Here is a 22,261-nt window from a genome sequence, read left to right on the forward strand (position 1 = left end):
CTGGCGCGGTGCTCATCCTGCTCCCACCGTCCGAGTCCAAGCAGACCCGCGCCCGGGGGGCGGCGCTGCGCCCGGAGACGCTCTCCTCGCCCGGGCTGACCGCGGCCAGGGACCAGGTGGCGACGGCCTTGGCCCAGGTCAGCGAGCGGCCCGACGCGCCCGGCGTGCTCGGGGTGAGCCCCAACCTCACCGAGGAGATCGCCCGCAACACCCGGCTCTGGACCGCTCCCACGCTCCCCGCCCGCGACCTCTACTCGGGGGTGCTCTACGACGCGCTGGACCTTCCCTCCCTCGACCCTGGTGCGGCGCGACGGGCGACCTCGCGCCTGCGGGTGGTCTCCGCGCTCTACGGCGTCGCGCGGATGACCGACCGGCTCGCGCCCTACCGCCTCTCGATGGGCGTCAACCTGCCCGGCGTCGGCCCGCTCGCCGGCTTCTGGAAGCCGCTGCTCGACCCGGTCCTCACCGCCGCCGCCGGGCGCGGGCTCGTCGTGGACTGCCGCTCCAGCACGTATGCCGCAGCCTGGGTCCCGGCCCCGTCCTCCGAGGTCGCGGCCCGCTGGGTGCACGTCCGGGTGCCGGGAGCCACGCACATGGCCAAGCACACCCGGGGCCTGGTCGCCCGGGCGCTGTGCGAGCAGCCTTCGGACCCGCGCCGCCCGCAGGCCCTGGTCGACCTGCTCGCCGACCGCTTCGAGGTGGCCCTGCACGAGCCGACCCGCGACGGGGCTCCCTGGATCCTCGACGCCCTCCCCAGACACCCCTGACCGTCCCCACCGACCCTCCCCCGGCCGGCCCTCCCCAGAGCGAGTGACCACGGCCTAGCACGAGCTTCATCGGGAAGTTCGCCGATGAAGGTCGTGCTACCCCGTGGTCGGTCCCGGCTCAAGGCCTACCCCGTGGTCGGTCCCGGCTCGCGGCGGGCCACGATGCTCAGCGCCACCGGCACCTGCGAACGCCACGGCTCTGGCAGCACGAAGCCCTCGTCCTCGAGCGTCATCGCGGGGTGCGCCGGCCACGGCAGGTGCTGGTGCTCGCCCACGTGCTCGATCCGGAGCCCGGCGTCGATCAGCGCGCCGAGGATCTCCGACACCGAGTGCGACCACTCCGCGTTGCGCGGCTGCGTGATCGCTGCCGCGTCGCCGTCGGTGTAGGTCTGGCCGTCGGCATACGTGAAGCTCTCGCCCACCGGCAGCGGGAAGTAGCCGTAGCCCGGAGTCATGATCTCCGGGTCGGTGTCGTCCATGACGTTGAGCATGGGGTGGCTGTCGCGGAAGAAGAAGGTGCCGCCGGGCCGCAGCAGAGCGGCGATCTGACGGCCCCAGGTGGCGAGGTCCTGCACCCGGCAGATCGTCCCGATGGAGGTATGCACGTGGTCGACCTCGGCACCCACTGCGGCCGCGGCGTCGAGGACGTTCGCCTCGACGTACCGGATCTCCTGTCCGGCGCGGGCCGCGACGTCGCGGGCGATGCGCAACGACTCCGGCGACAGGTCGACGCCCGTGCAGCGTCCGCCGCGGCGCGCGAGGCTGAGGGTGTCGGTGCCGAGGTGGCACTGGAGGTGGCAGACGTCGAGACCGTCCAGCCGGGGTAGGCCGTCTCCTCCGTCCCGCAGCCCCTCCGGCAGGTGGGGGCGCAGGATCTGCAGGTCGTCGCGGATCACCGTGCTCAGCCGGGTCGGGTCGCCCACGAGCCCGTCGAGGTCGTAGTCGCTGCTCGCGGCGTGCACCAGGGCGCGGCCGTCCCAGTTGTCGCGGTTGAGGGCATACCCCTCCTCCGGCGTCATCCGGGCGCGCTCCATCGGGGTCAGGGCCACGGGCTGGACATCCATACCAGCGATGCTAGGTGGGACGCAGGCGGGACCGACCACGGGATAGCACGGGCTTCATCGGCAAGTTCGCCGATGAGGGTCGTGCTAGGCCGTGGTCGGTCTGGGAGGGGCGGGATCCGGTGGGGGTCGGGTCCGGGAGGTGCCGGGTCCCGGAGGGGGCGGGTCCCGGAGGGGGCGGGTCCCAGTGCGGGTATGGCGTGCGCCGCCGCGGCCGCTCAGGCCAGGTGCAGCAGGTGGTGGGTGTCGTTGACGAAGGCCACCTGGACCCCGCCGTCGGGCCAGAACTCCACGGCGCTCAGGGACGCCGGGCCGGTCGCGATGCTCCACCCGCGCTCGTGGTCGACGCCCAGGACTCGGCACAGCACCGACATGATCGCCACCCGGTGGGTCGCGACCACCACGGTCCCGCCCAGGGCGACCGCCCGCCCGAGCGCAGCGCCGACCCGATGGTCCAGGTCCCGGCGGGACTCCCCGCCGGGGCGGGCGTAGTCACGGTCGGTGCGCAGGGCGGCGACCTCCTCGGGGACCTCGGCGGCCAGCGCAGGGAGCGACCGACCGTCCCAGTCACCGAACGCCTGCTCGTCCCAGTCGCGATCCTGCTCGCGCTCCACCCCGAGCCGCTGCGCGAGGGCCTCCCCCGTCTCCTGCGCCCGGCGCAACGAGGAGGAGACGACCCGCACCTCCCCGGTCGTCGAGCGAGCCAGGAGCTCGGCCACCGCCTCGGCAGCCGCAGCCGCCTGGGCCCGACCCGCCGCGTTGAGCGCCGGGTCGGCGCCGCCGCGCCCGTCCATCCGGTGGGCCACGGTGAAGTCGGTGACACCGTGCCGGACGATGACGAGGCGGGTGCTGCCCTCGAGGACCGGCACGGTCTCGTCCGAGAGGTAGGTCTCGGCCACCTCGTCACTCCCGCGGGGGTGAGCACCGGTCGGGTCCTCGAGTCCCTGTCCGGCCACCTCAGCGCCTCCGCGGCCACGTCCCGAGGCCTCACCCTCCAGGCCGCCGGTAGCCACCCCCTCGCCGCCCCGATCAGCGCCCGAGGCCGCGCCCTCCGGTCCGTCACCGGTCGGAGCGACCGGCGGCCGTGTGATCACAGGCCGGACTCCGCCGTCCGCACAAGGATCCGTCCGCACTCCTCGCAGCGCACGACCTCGTCCTCGGCGGCCGCCTTGATCCGGTTGAGGTCGACGGTGTTGAGCTCCAGCCGGCAGCCGCCGCACCGACGCTGCTGCAGCGGCGCCGCGCCGGAACCGCTGTGCGCGCGCAGCCGCTCGTAGAGCGCGAGCAGCTCGGCGGAGACGTCCGCGACGATGGCGGCCCGACCCGCCGCGACCTCGTCGCGCTCGGCACCGATAGTGGCCGCCTTCTCGTCCCTGGCCGCGCGCAGCTCGGCGAGCCGACCCTCGTGCTTCTGCTGGGCGGCCGTCGCCGCCTCCTGACCGGCCTGGGCCTGCTCCAGGCGCTCCATCACCTCCAGCTCGGCGTCCTCGAGGACACCCTGGCGGCGGGCGAGCGACTCCAGCTCGTGCTGGAGACCCTGCAACGACTTGGCCGTGCCGCTGCCCGCGTCGAGGCGCTCCTGGTCGCGGGCTGCGCGGTCCCGCACGAGCTGGACGGCGGATTCGGCCTTGCCGACCTCGCGCTCGAGGTCGCTGACCTCGGTGCTGGTCCGCACGACGTCGGCCTCCAGCGCCGGCTGCTCCCGCTCCATCCGGGTGATGTCGATCTGCTCGGGCAGGGAGGCGAGCCGGTGCTCCAGCTGCGCGATGCGGGTGTCCAGCTCCTGCAGCTCGAGCAGTCGGGCCTGCATCTGCGGGCTTGCCTTCACGGGCGGTCTCCTTCGACGGGGTGGTCGGTGGTGGGGTCCTGCGGTGCGAGGGCACCGATGACGAAGTCCCAGGGGTCGGTGCGCACGGCCGAGATCTCGACCTCGACGTCGAGCCGGCTGGTGAGCAGCTCGCGCAGCCCCGGCAGCCAGAGGGACTCGCTGGCGTAGTGCCCCGCGTCGATGAGGTATGGCGTCGCCGCGCCCCCGGCGCGGGCGGCGGCCCGTGCCTCCTCGCGCGCCTCGAGCGCCGGGTGGTGGCGCAGGTCGGCGGTGACATAGACGTCGGCCCCGGCGCGCCGCACGGCGGCGAACTCGCCGTCGCCGGCCCCGCCCAGCACGGCCACCCGGCGCACGAGGGCCTCCGGGTCGCCGCTGACGCGCACCCCGCCCGCAGTGGCCGGCAGCGCGTCGCCCAGACGCTCGGCCAGCGCCCGCAACGTCACCGGCTCGGCGAGCTCACCGACCCGGCCGAGCTCCTGCTCCTCGGAGATCGTCAGCGCCTCGGTCGCCGCCAGCCCGCACGCGGCGGCGAGGGCCTGACCGACCCCGGGGTCGGCGACGTCGGCGTTGGTGTGGGCGCAGTAGAGCGCGACATCGTTGACGACGAGCTCGGTGATCGTGGCGCCCTTGGCGGAGGTCGTGGCGACCGAGTGGATGCCGCGCAGCAGCAGGGGGTGGTGGGTGACCACGAGGTCGGCACCCTCCCGCACCGCCTCGCGCACGACCTCCAGCGTCGGGTCGACGGCGAGCAGGATCCGCCGCACGGTCTGCTCGGGATCGCCCGCGACGAGGCCGACCCGATCCCAGGACTGGGCGGTCTCGGGCGGGTAGAGCTCCTCCAGGGCGGCGACGACGTCGGCCAGGGGGACGCCTGCCTGCGGTGTGCTGACGTTCACGTGGGCCCGGCCGGGCTCGAACCGACGACCTACGCGGTGTAAACGCGGCGCTCTACCAGCTGAGCTACAGGCCCTTCACATGTGGCGACATTGTTACAGGTCGCGCACCGCCTCGTGCAGCGCGCCGATCTCGCGGGCCTCACCGGGGCCCTGCACGAGCGACCACCGCACGGTCATCGTGGGGTCGACGAGGAAGGTGCCGCGCACCGCCATACCGGAGTCCTCGTCGAAGACGCCGTAGTCGCGGGCGACCTGCCCGTGCGGCCAGAAGTCGGACAGGAGCGGGAAGCGGTAGCCCTCGTGGGCCGCCCAGGCCCGCAGCGCCGGAGCCGGGTCGCAGGAGATGCCGTAGACCTGCACCCGGTCGTTGACGAACTCGTCGATGTTGAGCTGGATCTCCAGCAGCTCACCGGTGCAGATCGAGGAGAAGGCGAAGGGGTAGAAGACGAGCAGCGCGTGCCGGTCGGCCACCACCGTGGAGAGGGTATGCAGCTCCCCCGCTTGGTCGACGAGCGCCAGCTCGGGGGCGCGTCCGCCGACCTCGGGTGAGGCCTCGCGCACGTGGCTCACTTGCGGCCCACCAGGCGCTGGCCGAGCCAGCCGCCGAGGTTGACCGCGCCGGAGGCCGTCATCGAGCAGGTCGTGCAGGCGTCCTGGACGTCTGCGGCGGGCACGCGGTCCTCGCGGCCCGCGCCGGGGGTGAGGAGCACGATGCAGCCTCCCTCCTCCAGCGTGGTGAGGGCATCCATGAGCTCGTCGGCGAGGTCACCCTCACCGTCGCGCCACCAGAGCAGCACGACGTCGACGACGCCGTCATAGGTGTCGTCCTCCAGCGGCGCACCGCTCACCGAGGCGGCGGCCTGCCGCACCCCTTCCTCGACATCGTCGTCGTAGCCGTACTCGACGACGATCTGGTCCTTCCGCAGGCCCAGCTTGCGCACCATCCCCGCCAGGGGATCCTCCCCGTGCGCGTCCGTGCTCGCGGCCTGCTGCTCCGTCCTGTTCTGCGCGTCCATGGTGGGACAAGACAAGCAGAACGCGACCGGTGACGTAAAGGCACCCCCTGCGGCGGACCGCGACGGACGTGGCGTCAGGGACGTGACAGACTGGCCCTGACACCCCCTTGCAGGAAGGATCCACCCTGATGGCCCAGGAGCGCTCCACCGGCCCCATCCTCAACGGTCTGCCCAGCCAGGTCCCCGACACGGACCCCGAGGAGACGCAGGAGTGGCTCGACTCGCTGGACGCCGCGATCAGCGCCGGCGGTCGCCAGCGGGCCCGCTACCTCATGCTCCGCATGCTGGAGCGCGCCAGGGACTCCCAGGTCGGCATCCCCTCGCTGACGACGACGGACTACCTCAACACCATCACCCCCGAGCAGGAGCCGTGGTTCCCGGGCGATGAGGACATGGAGCGCCGCTACCGCGCGTGGATCCGCTGGAACGCCGCGGTCATGGTGCACCGCGCGCAGCACCCGGACATCTCCGTCGGTGGGCACATCTCGACGTATGCCTCCCAGGCCACGCTGACCGAGGTCGGCTTCAACCACTTTTGGCGCGGTCGCGACCACGAGGGCGGCGGCGACCAGATCTTCTTCCAGGGCCACGCCTCCCCCGGCATCTACGCCCGGGCCTTCCTCGAGGGCCGGCTGAGCGAGGCCGACCTCGACGGGTTCCGGCAGGAGAAGAGCAAGGGCCTGCGCGAGGACGTCAAGGCGATCCCGTCCTACCCCCACCCGCGGTCGATGCCGGAGTTCTGGCAGTTCCCCACGGTGTCGATGGGCCTGGGGCCGATGAACGCCATCTACCAGGCGTCCTTCAACAAGTACCTCCACAACCGTGGCATCAAGGACACCAGCCAGCAGCACGTCTGGGCGTTCCTCGGCGACGGCGAGATGGACGAGCCGGAGTCGCGCGGTTTGCTGCAGGTCGCCGCCAACGACGAGCTCGACAACCTCACCTTCGTCGTCAACTGCAACCTCCAGCGGCTCGACGGCCCGGTGCGCGGCAACGGCAAGATCGTCCAGGAGCTGGAGAGCTTCTTCCGCGGTGCCGGGTGGAATGTCGTCAAGGTCCTGTGGGGCCGCGGCTGGGACCAGCTCATCGCCAAGGACACCTCCGGCGCGCTGGTCAACCTCATGAACACCACCCCGGACGGCGACTTCCAGACCTTCCGCGCCAACGACGGCGCCTGGATCCGCGACCACTTCTTCGGGCGCGACCCGCGCACCAAGGAGTTGGTCAAGGACTGGAGCGATGAGGACATCTGGTGGAAGCTCAAGCGCGGCGGCCACGACTACCGCAAGGTGTTCGCGGCCTACCAGGCGGCGATGAACCACACCGGTCAGCCGACCGTCATCCTGGCGCACACCATCAAGGGCTACTCCCTGGGCAAGAGCTTCGCCGGGCGCAACGCGACGCACCAGATGAAGAAGCTCACGCTGGATGACCTCAAGGCCTTCCGCGACGGGCTCCAGATCCCGATCAGCGACGAGCAGCTCGAGGCCGACCCCTACGCCCCGCCCTACTACCACCCGGGTGAGGACGACGCGGCGATCCAGTACCTCAAGGAGCGGCGCCGCATCCTGGGTGGCTACCTTCCCAAGCGCGAGCCCGACCGCTCGCCGCTGCCGCTGCCCGACCTCAAGGTCTACGACGTGGCCAAGAAGGGCTCCGGCAAGCAGATGGTGGCCACCACCATGGCGCTGGTCCGGATCTTCAAGGAGTGGATGCGCGACAAGGAGTTCGGCAAGCACATCGTGCCGATCATCCCGGACGAGGCACGCACCTTCGGCATGGACAGCTTCTTCCCCTCGGCGAAGATCTACAACGTCCACGGCCAGAACTACACCTCCGTCGACGCCGACCTCATGCTGGCCTACAAGGAGTCCGAGCAGGGCCAGATCCTGCACGTGGGCATCAACGAGGCGGGCTCGGTCGCGGCGTTCAGCGCGGCGGGCACGTCCTACGACACCCACCAGGTGCCGATGGTGCCGTTCTACATCTTCTATTCGATGTTCGGGTTCCAGCGGACCGGCGACGGCATCTGGGCGGCCGCCGACCAGCTCGCCAAGGGCTTCATGATCGGGGCCACGGCCGGGCGCACCACGCTCACCGGCGAGGGGCTCCAGCACGCCGACGGCCACTCCCCGCTGCTGGCCTCGACCAATCCGGCGGTCATCGCCTACGACCCGGCGTATGCCTACGAGCTCGCCCACATCCTGCCCCGCGGGCTGGAGCGGATGTACGGCGAGAACCCCGAGGACGTCATCTACTACCTCACCGTCTACAACGAGCCGATGCGCCAGCCGGCGCAGCCGGACGACGTGGACGTCGAGGGCATCCTCGCCGGGGATGCACCGCATCGCCTCCGGTGAGCAGCAGGGTGGCAAGCACGTGCGCCTCATGGCCTCCGGCGTGGGCGTGCCGTGGGCCCTCGAGGCCGCCGAGCTCCTCCAGCAGGACTGGGGCGTGAGCTCGGACGTGTGGTCGGTCACCTCCTGGTCGGAGCTGCGCCGCGAGGCGATGTCCTGCGACACCGACGCCTTCCTCCACCCCGGAGAAGGAGCGGCGCGTGCCCTACGTCACCAGGCGACTTTCCGAGGGCAACGGCCCGATCGTCGCGACCAGCGACTACATGCGCGCCGTCCAGGACCAGATCGCCCCCTGGGTGCCGGAGGACTACTACGCCCTCGGCGCCGACGGCTTCGGCTTCGCCGACACCCGTGCGGCGGCCCGCCGGTTCTTCCACATCGACGGCCCCTCGATGGCCGTCAAGGCGCTGCAGATGCTCGCCGACCGCGGCGAGCTGGACCCGCAGGTGCCGCTGGAGGCGGCGCAGAAGTACCGCCTGCTCGACGTCACCGCCGGCACCTCCGGCACCGCGGGCGGCGACGCCTGAGGCTCACCCCGCCTCGGTGCCCCGCCCGGCGCGAAGCGCCTGCACGACGAGGTCGGGGTGGTCGGTGAAGATCCCGTCCACCCCGGCCGCCAGGTGTGCGTGCACCTCGGCGGCCAGGTCGCCGTGGGCGGCCGGGTCGGCCGCCGCCCCCGCGCCCCCGCCATCACCAGGTATGCCGGGCCGGCGCAGCGCGGGCGGCAGGAAGCGGTTCTCCGCGCGGAACGTCCAGGCGTGCACCACGAGGCCGGCCGCGTGGGCGTCCGCGGCCAGGGAGGTGGGCTCCCCCAGCGTGCCGTCCTCGGCCCACGGCAGCACCATGAGCTTGCTCGGGCCCACCCCGTCGAGCACGCCCGCCAGCGCCCCGAGCCCGTCCGGCGACATGAGCTCGGCATAGGTGACCTGCTCGCCAGCCGCGACGAGGTCGGCGGGCACGTCCCCCGGCGCCGTGGCCAGGAGCACCTGCCGCAGCTCGCAGCCCAGCTCGTCCCGCAGTCGACGCAGCGTGCCCGGCTCGAAGCACTGCACGAACACCGGGGCCTCCCGGCCGGTCAGCCCGGCGGCCTCCAGGTCGGCCAGCATCCGCTCCTCCAGGGGCAGCCCCAGGCCCCGGAAGTGGGTGGGGTGCTTGAGCTCGACGTAGAGGCCGATCTCGCGGTCCAGCTCCTGGCTCAGCGCCGCGCGCAGCGCGATGATCTCGGGGAAGGTCGCCACCGACCAGTCCCCGTCGTGCGCGGTCGAGCGCAGTTGTGGCAGCCGCTCCCGCGCCCGCAGGGTGCGCAGCTCGGCCAGGTCGAGATCCTCGGTGAAGACCCCCTCGACGTCTCGGCCGTCGATCGTGGCGCGGCGCCGCCGCCCCGCCAGCTCCGGGTGGTCTGCGACGTCTGTGGTGCCCCAGATGTCGTTCTCGTGGCGCGTCACGAGCACCCCGTCGCGGGTGGCGACGAGGTCCAGCTCGAGGTAGTCGGCACCCTGCCGGGCGGCGAGCTCGTAGGCGGCGAGGGTGTGCTCCGGCAGGTGGCCGGAGGCGCCACGGTGACCGAGGACGAGGGGGGTCGGGGTCGGCATACCCCGATCCTGTCAGCCCCGAGGGGGCGCGGCGGATTAGGCTCGCGAGCGTGCCCGCCCCGACCCCCGACCCCGGCCTCGCCCGCCACGCCGCCGAGCTGGCGGGCCGGGCCACTGCGCAGATGGAGTCCGAGCACGCGTGGTTCCGGGCGCTGGGGGCGGCCGACCGGTCGTGGGTCCGCCTCGTGGCGCAGGCCGGGATCAGCGCCATGCTCGACTGGTATGCCGCGGGCGCGCGCCCCGGTCCCCCACCCGGTCAGATCTTCGCGGCGGCTCCCCCGAGCCTCGCGGCGACGATCACGCTGCACCAGACCCTCGACCTGACCCGCACCGCCATCGCGACGGTCGAGCGCGCCGTGCCCGAGCTCGTCCCCGGGACCGAGACGCAGGCCCTGCGTGAGGCGGTGCTGCGCTACTCCCGCGACCTGGCGTTCGCCGCCGCCGACGTCTACGCCCGCTCGGCCGACCACCGCGGCGGGTGGGACAGCCGGCTGGAGACCCTCGTCGTGCACGCCGTCGTCCGGGGCGAGGCCAACGACGCCATGGCCTCCCGCGCCGCCGAGCTGGGCTGGGAGGAGGTCACCGATGTCGCCGTCGTGGCCGGGCTGCTGCCCGAGGGCGAGCCCGCGGCGGCGGTGGAGGCGCTGCGGGCCGCCGCTCGGACCCTCGGCCGCTCGGCCCTCGGTGCGGCCCACGACCGACGCCTGGTCTGCGTGCTCGGCGGCTCCAGCGACCCGCTCGAGGACGCCGGGCGGCTCGCCGACTCCTTCGGCGCCGGGCCGGTCGTCGTGGGCCCGCGGGTCCCGCACCTCTTCGCCGCCGGCCGCTCGGCGCGGGCCGCGCTCTCCGGGGTGGATGCCGCCCCGGCGTGGGGGGACGCCCCGCGTCCGGTCTCCGCCGACGAGCTGCTGCCCGAGCGCGCGCTGCTGGGTGAGGGCCCCGCCCGCCGCATCCTCGTCGACCGCGTCTACGCCCCGCTGCACGACCACCCCTCGGCCCTGCTCGCCACGGTGCAGGCCTACCTCGACCACGGGATGGTGCTGGAGGCGACCGCGCGACTGCTCTTCCTGCACCCCAACACGGTGCGCTACCGCCTCCGCCGCGCGAGCGAGGTCGTCGGCCTCGACCCGCACACCCCGCGCGACGCCTGGGTGCTGCAGGTTGCCCTCGCGCTCGGGCGCATGGGCACCGGCCCCCGGCTCTGGCGCGGGATGCGCTGACCTGCCGCCCTTCGTGGCACGGCATACCTCCCGGCGCGACAGGCCGTGTCACGACGCCCTTTTGGAGGATCCCTCCAAAGATCATCGGTGATTGTCGTGCGTCGCGCAGTCGCCGACTGGAGGGTTTCACCGGCACAGTAGGGGGGTGCTCGTCATCGTCGCGCCCGGACAGGGCTCCCAGACCCCCGGCTTCCTCGCTCCCTGGCTCGAGGAGCCGAGCGTGCGGGAACGCCTCGAGGCCATGGCCGCAGCCGCTTCCCTCGACCTCGTCACGCACGGCACCACCTCCGACGCGGAGACCATCAAGGACACCGCCGTCGCGCAGCCGCTCATCGTCAGCGCCGGTCTGGCCATCCTCCCGCTGCTGCTCGAGCACGACGCCGTGCCGCAGCACGTCTCCGCGACGGCCGGTCACTCGGTCGGCGAGATCACTGCCGCCGCCATCGCCGGAGTGCTCGCCGCGGACGACGCCGTGAGCTTCGTCCGGGAGCGGGGTCTGGGCATGGCCGAGGCCGCCGCGCTCACCCCGACGGGGATGTCGGCCGTCGTGGGCGGCGACGCCACCGAGGTCGCCGTCGCCCTGGAGCGGCACGGACTCACGCCGGCCAACATGAACGGCGCTGGCCAGGTCGTGGCCGCCGGGACGCTGGAGCAGCTCTCGGCCCTCGCGGAGGACGCCCCGACCCGCGCGCGGGTCATCCCGCTGCCGGTCGCCGGCGCCTTCCACACCCAGCACATGCAGCCCGCCGTCGACCGGCTCACCCGGCACGCGGAGTCGCTGCGCCCCCAGGACCCGCGCGTGCCGCTGCTGTCCAACGCCGACGGGCAGGTCGTTGCCGACGGCGGCGAGGTGCTGCGCCGGCTCATCGCGCAGGTCGCCGGCCCCGTGCGCTGGGACCTCACCATGGAGGCCTTCGTCGCCATGGGCGTCACCGGCCTCATCGAGATCCCCCCGGCCGGCACGCTCGTGGGTCTGGCCAAGCGGGGCATGCGCGGCGTCGAGACGCTCGCGCTCAAGTCCCCCGACGACCTCGAGGCGGCGGCGCGCATGGTGCGCGAGCACGGGAGCCGCTGAGCCGCGAGCGGCGCAGCATCGACTCCCCGCCTGTCATCCCACCCACCCATCCTCAGGAGGCCCGCCCGTGAGCACGCATCCCGCCCTCTCGGCACCGACCACGCTGCGCCACGCCCGCATCCTGGGCCTGGGTGGCTACCGACCCGAGCGCGTGGTCAGCAACGAGGAGATCTGCCAGTTCATCGACTCCAGCGACGAGTGGATCCAGCAGCGCTCCGGCATCGTGACCCGGCGTTTCGCCCGTGAGGACGAGACCGTCATCGACATGGCCGAGGCCGCCTCCCGGCAGGCGCTGGAGCGTGCCGGGCTGGAGCCGGGGCAGGTCGACGCCATCATCGTGGCCACCGTCACCTACCCCTTCCAGACGCCCGCCGCAGCGCCGGTCCTGGCCCACCGCCTGGGCGTGGAGGACCCGGCCGCCTACGACATCTCGGCCGCGTGCGCCGGCTACTGCTACGGCATCGCCCAGGCGAACGACATGGTCCGCGCGGGCAGCGCCGACACCGTGCTCGTCGTCGGGGTCGAGAAGCTGTCGGACTTCACCGACAAGCACGACCGCGGGTCGGCCTTCATCTTCGGCGACGGCGCCGGCGCCGCGGTCGTCGGCGTCTCCGACCGGCCCGGCATCGGCCCGACGATCTGGGGCAGCCTCGGAGAACGGGCCGACGCCATCACCCAGCGCGAGGCCTGGACCGACCTGCGCCCGGCGATGGAGGACGCCTCCCGCACCACCGCGCTGGAGTGGCCCTCCTTCACCATGCAAGGGCAGACCGTCTTCCGGTGGGCTGTCTTCTCGATGGCTCCCGTCGCCCGACGCGCGGTCGAGGCCGCCGGGATCACCCCCTCCGACCTGGCCGCCTTCGTGCCGCACCAGGCCAACATGCGGATCACCGACGCCATGGTCAAGGCCCTGGACCTGCCCGAGGACGTCGCCGTCGCGCGCGACATCGCCGAGACCGGCAACACCTCGGCCGCGTCGGTCCCGCTCGCGATGAGCCGGATGCTCGACGAGGGTGAGGTGGGCAGCGGCGGTCTCGCGCTGCAGATCGGCTTCGGCGCCGGGCTGGTGTATGCCGCCCAGGTCGTCGAGATGCCCTGACTGGGGCACCATGTCTCCCGTGGCCCGGCGGGTTGAGCACGTTCCGGGTCGACCACTGTTGTCCACGCTAGGAGAGAACGCACCATGGCACTGAGCGAGCAGGAGATCCTCGCGGGTCTCGCCGAGATCGTCAACGAGGAGACGGGTCTGGAGGCCGAGGAGGTCCAGATGGACAAGTCCTTCACCGAGGACCTCGACATCGACTCCCTGTCGATGATGACGATCGTCGTCAACGCGGAGGACAAGTTCGGCGTCCGCATCCCCGACGACGAGGTCAAGAACCTCACCCACGTCAAGGACGCGGTGTCCTACATCGCCACCAACCAGGGCTGACCCGCTCCGGCCCGGTGCCCCGCCTCGCGGGACGCACCGGGCCGGGCCAGCCCCGACGGCATACCCTGCTGCCGTCGACCTGATCCCGCACGTCCCTGAACCAGGAGGCCGCCACCCATGACCGAGACCACCCAGACCTCCCGCCGCGTCGTCGTCACCGGCCTGGGGGCGACCACCCCCGTCGGCGGCACCGCGCCGGACACGTGGGAGGCGATCATGGCCGGGCGCAGCGGCGTGCGCACCCTCGAGCAGGACTGGGTCGCCGAGCATGAGCTGCCGGTGACCTTCGCCGCCTCCCTCCACACCGACCCCCTCGAGGTGCTCAAGAAGGTCGAGGTGCGGCGCAACGACCCCTCCGGCCAGTACGCCCTCATCGCCGCCCGCGAGGCCTGGGCCGACGCGGGGGCTCCCGAGGTCGAGCCGGAGCGCCTCGGCGTCGCCATCGGCTCGGGCATCGGTGGCGTCCACACGTTGCTCAGCCAGTGGGACACCCTCAAAGAGAAGGGCCCCCGCCGGGTCTTCCCCCTCACCGTGCCGATGCTCATGCCCAACGGGCCGGCGGCCGCGGTCTCCCTCGACCTCACGGCCCGGGCCGGCGCCCACTGCCCGGTCAGCGCCTGCGCGTCAGGCGCGGAGGGTATGGGGCTGGCGCTCAACATGATCCGCACCGGGCGTGCCGACATGATGGTCGCCGGGGGCACCGAGGCCGCCATCCACCCCGTCTGCATCGCCGCCTTCGCCGCGATGACCGCCCTCTCGGACCGCAACGACGACCCGCAAGGCGCCTCCCGGCCCTACGACGTCGCCCGCGACGGCTTCGTCATGGGCGAGGGCGCCGGCGTCATGGTGCTCGAGGCGGAGGAGCACGCCCTGGCCCGCGGCGCCCGGATCTACGCCTACCTCGACGGGGTCGGCATGTCCTCCGACGCCTACCACATCACCGCCGGTGAGCCCGAGGGCGCGGGCGCGGCCCGCGCGATGGAAGAGGCCATCTCCGACGCGGGGCTGACCACCACCGACATCGCCCACATCAACGCCCACGCCACCTCGACCCCGGTCGGTGACGTCGCGGAGACCCGCGCGATCCACCGGGCCTTCGGAGCGCATACCGGCAACATCGCGGTGACCGCCACCAAGTCGATGACCGGCCACCTGCTCGGCGCCGCCGGGGCGCTCGAGGCGCTGCTCACGGTGCTGGCCCTGCACCACCGGCAGGTGCCCGCGACCATCAACCTGCAGGACCAGGACCCGGAGATCGACCTCAACGTCGTCACCGGTGCCCCGCGGGCGCTGCCCGACGGTCAGGTCGCGGCGGTCAACAACGCCTTCGGCTTCGGCGGGGTCAACGTCGCCCTGACCTTCACCTCGGCGTCCTGAGCCCAGCGGTGCCGGGGCGCGTCCTCACCGACGGACCCCGGCACCCGGGTTAGGCTCGCCACCTCATGCACATCCTGCGGGTCGCCAACTTCGTCAGCCCCACCTCCGGCGGCATCAAGACGGCGCTGCGGCACTGGGGTGAGCACTACCAGGAGGCCGGGCACCGGGCCTCGCTCATCATCCCCGGGCCGGGTCCGGAGATCTCCGAGGAGAGCCAGGGACTGGTCTACCGCGTGCAGGCGACGCCGGTGCCGGGCACCGGCTACTCACTCATGTGGAGCCGGGTCGGGATGTCGCGGCTCATGGACGCCATCGCACCGGACGTCATCGAGGTCTCGGACCGCTCGACGACCCGGTGGATGGGGCGCTGGGCGGCCCGCCGACAGGTGGGCTCGGTGATGATCAGCCACGAGAATATGACGGGCATCATGGTGCGGCGCACCCCGGTCCCCGAGCGGCCCTCGCACTGGGCGGCCGACGTCATCAACCGGCGCAGCGCCGTCGACTACGACGCGATCGTCTGCCCGAGCCGGTTCGCCGCGCAGGAGTTCCACCGCAACGGCATCGAGGCCCACGTGGTGCCGCTGGGCGTGGACCTGGAGACCTTCGTGCCCACCCGCGACCTGGCCGACGGCCCGGCCCCTGGTGCCGACGGCGGACCGGTCCGGATCGCGCACTGCAGCCGGCTCTCACCGGAGAAGAACCCGGCGCTGTCCATCGAGACGGTGCGCGAGCTGGTCCGGCGCGGGCACGACGTGCAGCTCACCGTCTTCGGTGCCGGGCCGATGCTGGAGGAGCTCGTCCGGAGGGCGCAGAACCTCCCGGTGACCTTCCACTCCTACGTCACCGACCGGCGTGAGCTCGCCGTCGAGCTCGGCCGCGCGGACGTGGCGATCTCCCCCGGGCCGCTGGAGACCTTCGGGCTGGCGGCGCTGGAGCTCCTGGCGTGCGGCATACCCGTCGTCTGCTGCGACGAGGGAGCGCTGCAGGAGGTCGTCGGGGAGGGCGGTGTGGTCGCGCCCTCGACCCCGACCGCCTTCGCCGACGGCGTAGAGGAGATCCTGGCCCGGCGCTCCGCCCGCGCGCGAGCACGGGCAGCGGCCGAGGCCTTCAACTGGCCGGTGAGCGCCCGACGCATGCTGGACGTGCACGAGGGGGTCGTCGAGCGGGTGCACGGGCGCTGAGGAGCCTCGGGCCCATCGGTCTCACAGGTGACCGCCGGGCCGTGGCCTCAGCCGACCTTGTGCAACCAGGTGGCAGGGGCGCCCTCGCCGGCGTGGCGGTAGACCTCGAGCTCGGTGTCCCAGGCGGCGCCCATGGCGCGGTCCAGCTCGGCGGTCAGCGTCGCGACCGAGCCGGCGGCCGACTCCATGATGTGCCGCAGCCGGTCCTCGTTGACGACGACGTCGCCGTTGGCGGACAGGCGTGCGGTATGCAGCCCGAGACCGGGCGTGTGGGTCCAGCGGACACCGTCGCTCCCGCGGCTGGCTTCCTCGACGACCTCGTAACGCAGGCCGTCCCAGCCGCGCATGGCGCTGGCGATCGTGGCACCCGTGCCGGCCTCGCCGGTCCAGGCGAACTCGGTGCGCATGGTGCCGGGCTCGGCCGGCTGACCGACCCAGTCCAGCGCCACCCGGGTGTCGAGGACGCCCTCGAGGGCCCAGGCGATGTGCGGGCACAGCGCAGTCGGGGTGGAGTGAATGAACACCACCCCGCGAGTCATGACTCGTGGCATGACAGCGGACATCCGAGGCCTCCTGTGTGGTGAGGGACGTCTTCCCCAACGACCTCGACCAACCTGGGAGACCCACGGGTATACCGCGTGCTGGGTCACATTGTGCTCTCTTGTCCCGCAGGGAGCAAGTGCACCAGCAAACGTGTCCCGTCTCCCCCGCCTCTCTGGTCACAACCGGATGGGTGACGCCGCGTCACCCGTTCTGCTAGTTTCACGCCATGCGCGTCGCCGACCTCATCAAGAAGAAGGGCAGCACGGTCACGACCCTGCCTGCCACGGCCACGCTCGCCGAGCTGCTCGAGACGCTCGACGACCAGAAGATCGGCGCCGTCGTCGTCCTCGACGGGGACGACGTCGCCGGCATCGTCTCCGAGCGGGACGTCGTCCACCACCTCCGGGCCGGGGCCGGCAGCGACTCTGCGCTCCGTGAGCTCATGACGACCGCGGTGCAGACCTGCACGATGGAGGACGACCTCACCCACCTCGCCACCACGATGACCCAGGGGCGCTTCCGCCACCTACCCGTCGTGGTGGACGGCAAGCTCCAGGGCATCGTCTCCATCGGTGACGTCGTCAAGGCCCGGCTCGACGCCCTCGAGGCCGAGCGCGACCACCTGGAGTCCTACCTGCGTCAGTGACGCACTCACCCGGTCAGTGCTGCGCGGCCCACCCGCCCTGGGTCCGGTGTCCTGCCGCGCGCTCACTACACTCGGCCGTCGAGGGCCAGTAGCTCAGCCGGTCAGAGCAGCGGACTCATAATCCGTCGGTCGTGGGTTCAAGCCCCACCTGGCCCACTCGTGCACGGGGTACCGGGGTCCCGGTCACCCTGCGCTCCCCGCCTCCCCCGGCCAGTCCCCAAGGTCACAATGCGGTGACAACCGCGGCGAGTTGCTGCTCGGCGACGACATACCCGAATAGGGTGCGCGACATGACCGACACCCGTGAGTCGCCCGGCACCGGGCTGGGCGCACCCCTGGTCGTGCTCAAGGACGTCAACAAGCACTTCGGCGACCTGCACGTCCTCAAGGACATCAACCTCACCGTCCACGAGGGCGAGGTCGTCGTCGTCATCGGACCCTCCGGGTCCGGGAAGTCGACCTTGTGCCGCACCATCAACCGGCTGGAGTCCTACGAGTCCGGCACCATCACCATCCACGACGACGAGCTGCCCAGCGAGGGCAAGGCGCTCGCCACGCTGCGGGCCGATGTCGGCATGGTCTTCCAGAGCTTCAACCTCTTCAGCCACAAGACGATCCTCGAGAACGTCACCCTGGGCCCCATCAAGGTGCGTAAGAAGAAGGCGGCCGAGGCCAAGGCCAAGGCGATGGAGCTGCTCAAGCGGGTCGGCGTCGACCACCAGGCGGAGAAGTACCCCGCCCAGCTCTCCGGCGGCCAGCAGCAGCGCGTCGCGATCGCCCGCTCTCTGGCGATGGACCCGACCGTCATGCTCTTCGACGAGCCCACCTCGGCGCTCGACCCGGAGATGATCAACGAGGTCCTCGACGTCATGACCAGCCTGGCCAAGAGTGGGATGACGATGATCGTCGTCACCCACGAGATGGGCTTCGCCCGCAAGGCCGCCGACCGGGTGGTGTTCATGTCCGACGGCGCGATCGTCGAGGAGAACACCCCCGAGGAGTTCTTCACCAACCCCCAGTCCGACCGTGCCAAGGACTTCCTCGGCAAGCTTCTGACCCACTGACCAGCAACGACAAAGGAGATCTCATGCGTTCCACCACCTTCAGGATCGCCGCGCTCGCGGCCGCCACCGCCATGACCCTCGCCGCCTGTGGCGGGGACGACGGTGGAGAGGCCGACGCCGGTGCCGGTGGCGAGTCCAGCGACGAGAGCGCCGCCGAGGGCGGCACCGACGGCGAGAGCCTGACCATCGGCATCAAGTTCGACCAGCCCGGCCTGGGCCTCAACGACGGGGGCGAGCCGACCGGTATGGACGTTGACGTCGCCAAGGCGGTCGCCGAGGGACTCGGCTACACCGAGGACCAGATCGAGTGGAAGGAGTCGATCTCCAGCGCCCGTGAGGACCTGCTCGAGTCCGACCAGGTCGACATGATCTTCGCGACCTACTCGATCACCGACGAGCGCAAGGAGCGCGTCCAGTTCGCCGGTCCGTACTTCGTCGCCGGCCAGGACCTCCTCGTGCCGGTCGACAGCGACATCGCCGGCCCGGACTCCATGGGCGACGCCATCCTGTGCTCGGTGACCGGGTCGACCTCGGCCGCCCGTGTCAACGAGGAGTACGGCGTCGCGCTGCAGGAGTACGGCAGCTACTCCGAGTGCATGGAGGCGATGGCCTCCGGCCGTATCGGTGCCCTTACGACCGACGACACCATCCTCGCGGGCTTCGCCGCGCAGGAGCAGTACGCCGGTCAGTTCAAGGTGGTCGGCAACACCTTCTCCGAGGAGAACTACGGTGTCGGCCTCAACCAGGACTCCGACCAGTGCGAGGAGATCAACGAGATCCTCCAGGGCCTGTGGGACGACGGCACCATGGAGCAGATCATCGAGGACAACCTCGGCGCCGCGGACTACACCCCCAACGCCGACCTCAACCCGCCGGCCGAGATCGGTGGCCACTGCGCCTGAGCCGCTCGACCTGTCTCGCTGCGCCGGTGCCCACGGGCCCCGGCGCAGCCTCACCCTGGAGGGAGTAGCCCACCGTGCTTGAGCTGATCGAGCAATTCGACGTCATCGGTGCGTTCTGGCTCAACATCCGGCTCGCGGCCGTGTCCTTCGTGCTGGCCCTGATCCTCGGCACGATCGTGGCGATCCTGCGGCTCGCCCCCGTCCAGGTGCTGAACTGGTTCGGCGCGAGCTACGTCACGCTGCTGCGCAACACACCGCTGACCCTCATCATCCTCTTCGCCAACCTCGGCCTGTGGCTGCAGCTGGGCATCGAGTTCTCCGAGAGCGAGGGCAACCCCAACTTCCTCATCGAGAACAACTTCTGGCTCGCCGTGCTCGGGCTCACGGTCTACCACGCCGCCTTCATCTGCGAGGCCATCCGCTCGGGCGTCAACACCATCCCGGTGGGCCAGAGCGAGGCGGCCCGCTCCATCGGGCTGGGCTTCGGCCAGAGCCTGCGCGAGGTGATCCTGCCCCAGGCCTTCCGTGGCGGCATCACCCCCATCGGCAACGTGCTCATCGCCCTCATCAAGAACACCACCGTGGCCGTGGCCATCGGCAACCGTGAGATCGCCTACCAGATGCGCAACATGATCGAGTTCCGTCCCGATGCCGGCATCCTCATCTTCCTCATCGTCGCTGTCGGCTTCGTCATCCTCACCCTCCCCATCGGGCTCGGCACGAGCTGGCTCTCCGCGAAGCTGGCGGTGAAGCGATGAGCGCGCAGCAGGTCCTCTTCGACATCCCCGGGCCGAGGGCCCGGGCCCGACACCTGATCTACGGCGTCGTCGGCTCGCTGCTCATCCTGGCCCTGCTGGGGCTGGGCGTGAGGCGGATGGCCACCATGGGGCAGTTCGAGGCCGCCAAGTGGACGCCGTTCCTGGAGGGCTCCACCTGGACGTTCTACCTCCTCCCCGGCCTCATCGCGACCTTGCAGGCGGCCGCGGTCGCCGTGGTGCTCTCGATGGTGATCGGGATCGCTCTGGCCATGCTCCGGATGTCCGACATCCGCCCGGTGCGCTGGGCCAGCGGGATCTTCGTCGAGTTCTTCCGGTCCGTGCCGGTGCTCATCATGATGATCTTCACCTGGCAGATGCTCGTGAAGAACCCCACGCTGGTCCGCCTCGTGGACTCCCTCGGGCTGACCGGCGCCAACGCCACCTTCATCGCCGTGGTGTTCGCCCTCGTGCTCTACAACGGCTCGGTCATCTGCGAGATCGTGCGCAACGGTGTGGGTTCGCTGCCCAGCGGACAGCGAGAGGCGGGGCTGTCCATCGGCCTGAACTCCGCACAGGTGCGCCGGTCGATCCTCGTGCCGCAGGCGTTGACCTCGATGCTGCCCGCGCTGGTGAGCCAGATCGTCGTCATCACCAAGGACTCCGCCCTCGGTTACATCATCACCTACCCCGAGCTGCTCAGTAAGACGCGCCAGTTCGGCTCGGCCAACGCCAACACCCTGGTCGCCTACCTCGTCGTCGCCATCATCTTCATCCTCATCAACTACGCGATCACCAAGCTCGCGGAGTGGATCGAGGGCCGCCAGCGGCGCAAGCGGCGTGGCACGCCCCGTGGCGGCGAACCCACCCAGGAGGAGCAGCTGGCCGGGCAGCGCGCCGAAGGCGTGGCCCTCCGGTCGCAGGTCGGATCCGGCAACCCCTAGCGGTCAGTCTGGCCGTCCCGCGCCACGCGCGGTCCACAGCGGCTGAGGTACGCACGTGCGTACCTCAGCCGCTGTGCGCGGGAGTGTCGACGGCACGGGTCACCGTCGGGACGGTCCGCGGCACGAAAGATCCCCCGCAGCCGTGGCCCCGGGGGTTCTTCGCGTCGTGCCGACGCTTGTCGTGCTCCCCCGACTGGACTCGAACCAGTAACACGCACACCCGAGGTCACTGGCCCTGACCTGCGTATATACGGTCTGACCAGCTATGGGACTTCCCTCGGTCTGGTTGACACTCGGGGTTTGGGTTAGTCAGGCCGCTCGTGCGGTCGTGTAGATCATCTCAAACTCGACGGGCGTGAGCTTGCCGAGGCCGCGTTGTCGACGGCGACGGTTGTACTTGGTCTCGATCCAGGTGACGATCGCCAGACGGAGGTTCTCGCGCTTATCCCATCGGCGGTGTCGAGGACGTTCTTCTGCAGCAGGCTGAAGAAGCTCTCCATGCTGGCGTTGTCCCCGGCCCCGTAGGAGCGGCCCATGGAGCCGACCAGAGCGTTGTTGGCGAGCAGTCGCTGGGTGCGCTTGGCTCGAAATCGGCCGCCTCTGTCCGAGTGACAGATCGTCGCGACTGGGCTGCGCAGTCCGATCGCGTTGTGCATCGCCGCCCGCGCGAGGCTGCCTTCCATCCGTATGTCGATGGAGTAGCCGACGATCTTGTTGGAGAACACGTCCTTGATCGCGCAGATGTCGAGCTTGCCCTCCTTGGTGGGATGTTCGGAGATGTCCCAGAGCCACACCTTGTTCGGCGCGTCGGCCTTGAACTCGTGCCGGATCACTCCGTGCTCGTCGACGACGGCGAGGAGGTCGTCGTGCGGCGGTGGTCCGGCAGTGCCGGCCTTGGAGCGCTTCTTGTGGTGGCTGGCGGTGATCCCCGCGATGCGGCACAGCCGCAGGACACGGTTCTCCCCGACGGTGATGCCGTACTCGGTGTCCAGCTCGTCGGTGAGGAACCGGTAGCCCAAGGTCGCGTCGTCGCCACGTGCCTCGTAGAGGACGTCGATGAGGTGGGCGTCGTCCCAGTCCCGCTGGGACACGGGCTCTTGGAGCCACTTGTAGTAGCCCTGGGTGGACAGCTTGAGGACCCTGCACGCCACCGCGACCGGCACCCTGATCTGGGCACCGGCCGCGGCCATCTCACGGACGAGCGGGAAGACTATTTTCCCGGCAAGTTCGCCTGAGACAGGTACGCAGCAGCCCTGCGCAGGACCTCGTTCTCCTGCTCAAGCAGCCGGATCCGCTTCTTCGCCTCACGCAACTCGACACGATCAGCCTCGCTCAGACCAGGACGGTGACCGTCCTCGATGTCGGCCTTCTGCATCCAGTTCGTCAACGAGCCTTCGGAGATGCCGAAGTCCTTCGCGACCTGTGACAGCGGTGCGTGGCCCTTGCGGGCCACGGCCACGACGTCATCGCGGAACTCTTTGGGATAGGGCTTTGCCACGGGCACATCCTTCCAGCAAGGACAGATCCTCACAGGTCAGGTGTCAACCAAACTCGGGGCAGTCCCACCCTCCGGGAGTTCGTCGAGGATCACGCATCTGTCTG

The 22,261-nt window shown here is 71.2% G+C and carries 20 protein-coding genes, 2 tRNA genes and 2 pseudogenes; 14 read left to right on the top strand and 10 right to left on the bottom strand.

The genetic code is table 11. The annotated features are described in order from the left end of the window. Window positions 1-8: 8 nt before the first annotated feature. A complete protein-coding gene (locus FA582_RS08940; protein ID WP_010146560.1) occupies window positions 9-767 on the top strand; it encodes a YaaA family protein in 759 nt (252 codons plus the stop codon). Between the two features lie 125 nt (window positions 768-892). Here the strand turns inward: FA582_RS08940 and FA582_RS08945 are convergent, their stop codons facing one another. The 7 genes from FA582_RS08945 to FA582_RS08975 all read right to left on the bottom strand — a co-directional run bounded on the left by FA582_RS08945 (window position 893) and on the right by FA582_RS08975 (window position 5,568). Further along, window positions 893-1,831 (bottom strand): class I SAM-dependent methyltransferase, encoded by a 939-nt coding sequence (locus FA582_RS08945; protein ID WP_010146559.1) that lies wholly within the window; start codon window positions 1,829-1,831, stop codon window positions 893-895. A 215-nt stretch (window positions 1,832-2,046) separates the two neighbouring features. Continuing rightward, on the bottom strand, window positions 2,047-2,727 hold the full coding sequence (locus tag FA582_RS08950; protein WP_158640866.1) for a histidine phosphatase family protein: 681 nt from the start codon (window positions 2,725-2,727) through the stop codon (window positions 2,047-2,049). Window positions 2,728-2,918: 191 nt separating this feature from the next. Further along, window positions 2,919-3,656 (bottom strand): zinc ribbon domain-containing protein, encoded by a 738-nt coding sequence (locus FA582_RS08955; RefSeq protein ID WP_010146556.1) that lies wholly within the window; start codon window positions 3,654-3,656, stop codon window positions 2,919-2,921. Further along, window positions 3,653-4,552, bottom strand: coding sequence for a Nif3-like dinuclear metal center hexameric protein (locus FA582_RS08960; RefSeq protein WP_010146555.1), 900 nt, complete (start codon window positions 4,550-4,552; stop codon window positions 3,653-3,655). Before FA582_RS08960 ends, FA582_RS08955 begins: the two co-directional genes overlap by 4 nt. Before the next feature lies 1 nt (window position 4,553). Beyond that, window positions 4,554-4,626: transfer RNA gene (locus tag FA582_RS08965), tRNA-Val, on the bottom strand. A 19-nt stretch (window positions 4,627-4,645) separates the two neighbouring features. Beyond that, window positions 4,646-5,122, bottom strand: a complete 477-nt coding sequence (locus FA582_RS08970; protein WP_010146554.1) for a peroxiredoxin — start codon at window positions 5,120-5,122, stop codon at window positions 4,646-4,648. Then, a complete protein-coding gene (locus tag FA582_RS08975) occupies window positions 5,119-5,568 on the bottom strand; it encodes a DUF3052 domain-containing protein (protein WP_237707470.1) in 450 nt (149 codons plus the stop codon). The genes FA582_RS08970 and FA582_RS08975 overlap by 4 nt, the downstream gene beginning before the upstream one ends. 128 nt (window positions 5,569-5,696) lie before the next feature. Between FA582_RS08975 and aceE the strand changes: the two are divergent. Then, a pseudogene (gene aceE, locus FA582_RS08980) lies at window positions 5,697-8,452 on the top strand (pyruvate dehydrogenase (acetyl-transferring), homodimeric type). Window positions 8,453-8,455: 3 nt separating this feature from the next. Here aceE and FA582_RS08985 read toward each other — a convergent pair. Beyond that, window positions 8,456-9,517 (bottom strand): glycerophosphodiester phosphodiesterase family protein, encoded by a 1,062-nt coding sequence (locus FA582_RS08985; protein ID WP_010146551.1) that lies wholly within the window; start codon window positions 9,515-9,517, stop codon window positions 8,456-8,458. A 50-nt stretch (window positions 9,518-9,567) separates the two neighbouring features. Here FA582_RS08985 and FA582_RS08990 point away from each other — a divergent pair, with 50 nt between their 5' ends. The 6 genes from FA582_RS08990 (at window position 9,568) to FA582_RS09015 (ending at window position 15,805) form a co-directional block, all read left to right on the top strand. Further along, a complete protein-coding gene (locus FA582_RS08990) occupies window positions 9,568-10,737 on the top strand; it encodes a PucR family transcriptional regulator (protein WP_010146550.1) in 1,170 nt (389 codons plus the stop codon). Window positions 10,738-10,882: 145 nt separating this feature from the next. After that, a complete protein-coding gene (locus tag FA582_RS08995; protein WP_147899791.1) occupies window positions 10,883-11,812 on the top strand; it encodes an ACP S-malonyltransferase in 930 nt (309 codons plus the stop codon). 67 nt (window positions 11,813-11,879) lie between these two features. Beyond that, window positions 11,880-12,911, top strand: a complete 1,032-nt coding sequence (locus tag FA582_RS09000; RefSeq protein ID WP_010146546.1) for a beta-ketoacyl-ACP synthase III — start codon at window positions 11,880-11,882, stop codon at window positions 12,909-12,911. An 84-nt stretch (window positions 12,912-12,995) separates the two neighbouring features. Further along, the gene (locus tag FA582_RS09005) at window positions 12,996-13,244 is read left to right on the top strand and encodes an acyl carrier protein (RefSeq protein ID WP_010146545.1); all 249 of its coding nucleotides are present in this window, start codon (window positions 12,996-12,998) and stop codon (window positions 13,242-13,244) included. 117 nt (window positions 13,245-13,361) lie between these two features. Beyond that, window positions 13,362-14,621, top strand: coding sequence for a beta-ketoacyl-ACP synthase II (gene fabF / locus FA582_RS09010; protein WP_010146544.1), 1,260 nt, complete (start codon window positions 13,362-13,364; stop codon window positions 14,619-14,621). A 65-nt stretch (window positions 14,622-14,686) separates the two neighbouring features. After that, window positions 14,687-15,805: a glycosyltransferase gene (locus tag FA582_RS09015; RefSeq protein ID WP_147899792.1), complete on the top strand. Its 1,119-nt coding sequence runs from the start codon at window positions 14,687-14,689 to the stop codon at window positions 15,803-15,805. A 47-nt stretch (window positions 15,806-15,852) separates the two neighbouring features. Here FA582_RS09015 and FA582_RS09020 read toward each other — a convergent pair whose 3' ends face one another. Next, window positions 15,853-16,356 (bottom strand): DUF3145 domain-containing protein, encoded by a 504-nt coding sequence (locus FA582_RS09020; RefSeq protein WP_029540402.1) that lies wholly within the window; start codon window positions 16,354-16,356, stop codon window positions 15,853-15,855. 218 nt (window positions 16,357-16,574) lie between these two features. Here FA582_RS09020 and FA582_RS09025 point away from each other — a divergent pair, with 218 nt between their 5' ends. The 6 genes from FA582_RS09025 to FA582_RS09050 all read left to right on the top strand — a co-directional run bounded on the left by FA582_RS09025 (window position 16,575) and on the right by FA582_RS09050 (window position 20,659). Continuing rightward, window positions 16,575-16,994, top strand: coding sequence for a CBS domain-containing protein (locus FA582_RS09025; protein WP_010146541.1), 420 nt, complete (start codon window positions 16,575-16,577; stop codon window positions 16,992-16,994). Between the two features lie 82 nt (window positions 16,995-17,076). Beyond that, window positions 17,077-17,150: transfer RNA gene (locus FA582_RS09030), tRNA-Ile, on the top strand. 134 nt (window positions 17,151-17,284) lie between these two features. Then, entirely contained in the window at window positions 17,285-18,058 is a 774-nt protein-coding gene (locus FA582_RS09035) for an amino acid ABC transporter ATP-binding protein (RefSeq protein WP_010146540.1), read from the top strand. Window positions 18,059-18,081: 23 nt separating this feature from the next. Continuing rightward, window positions 18,082-18,960 carry a glutamate ABC transporter substrate-binding protein gene (locus FA582_RS09040; RefSeq protein WP_010146539.1) on the top strand — a complete coding sequence of 293 codons (879 nt, stop codon included), beginning with the start codon at window positions 18,082-18,084 and terminating at the stop codon, window positions 18,958-18,960. Window positions 18,961-19,034: 74 nt separating this feature from the next. Beyond that, complete coding sequence (locus FA582_RS09045; protein ID WP_010146538.1) at window positions 19,035-19,718, top strand: amino acid ABC transporter permease; 684 nt, start codon at window positions 19,035-19,037, stop codon at window positions 19,716-19,718. Continuing rightward, window positions 19,715-20,659: an amino acid ABC transporter permease gene (locus tag FA582_RS09050; RefSeq protein ID WP_010146537.1), complete on the top strand. Its 945-nt coding sequence runs from the start codon at window positions 19,715-19,717 to the stop codon at window positions 20,657-20,659. The genes FA582_RS09045 and FA582_RS09050 overlap by 4 nt, the downstream gene beginning before the upstream one ends. 309 nt (window positions 20,660-20,968) lie before the next feature. Here FA582_RS09050 and FA582_RS09055 read toward each other — a convergent pair. Next, window positions 20,969-22,157, bottom strand: a pseudogene (locus FA582_RS09055) (IS3 family transposase). Window positions 22,158-22,261 lie beyond the last annotated feature (104 nt).

Origin of the sequence: Serinicoccus profundi (assembly GCF_008001015.1) — a bacterium.
GTDB lineage: Bacteria > Actinomycetota > Actinomycetes > Actinomycetales > Dermatophilaceae > Ornithinicoccus > Ornithinicoccus profundi.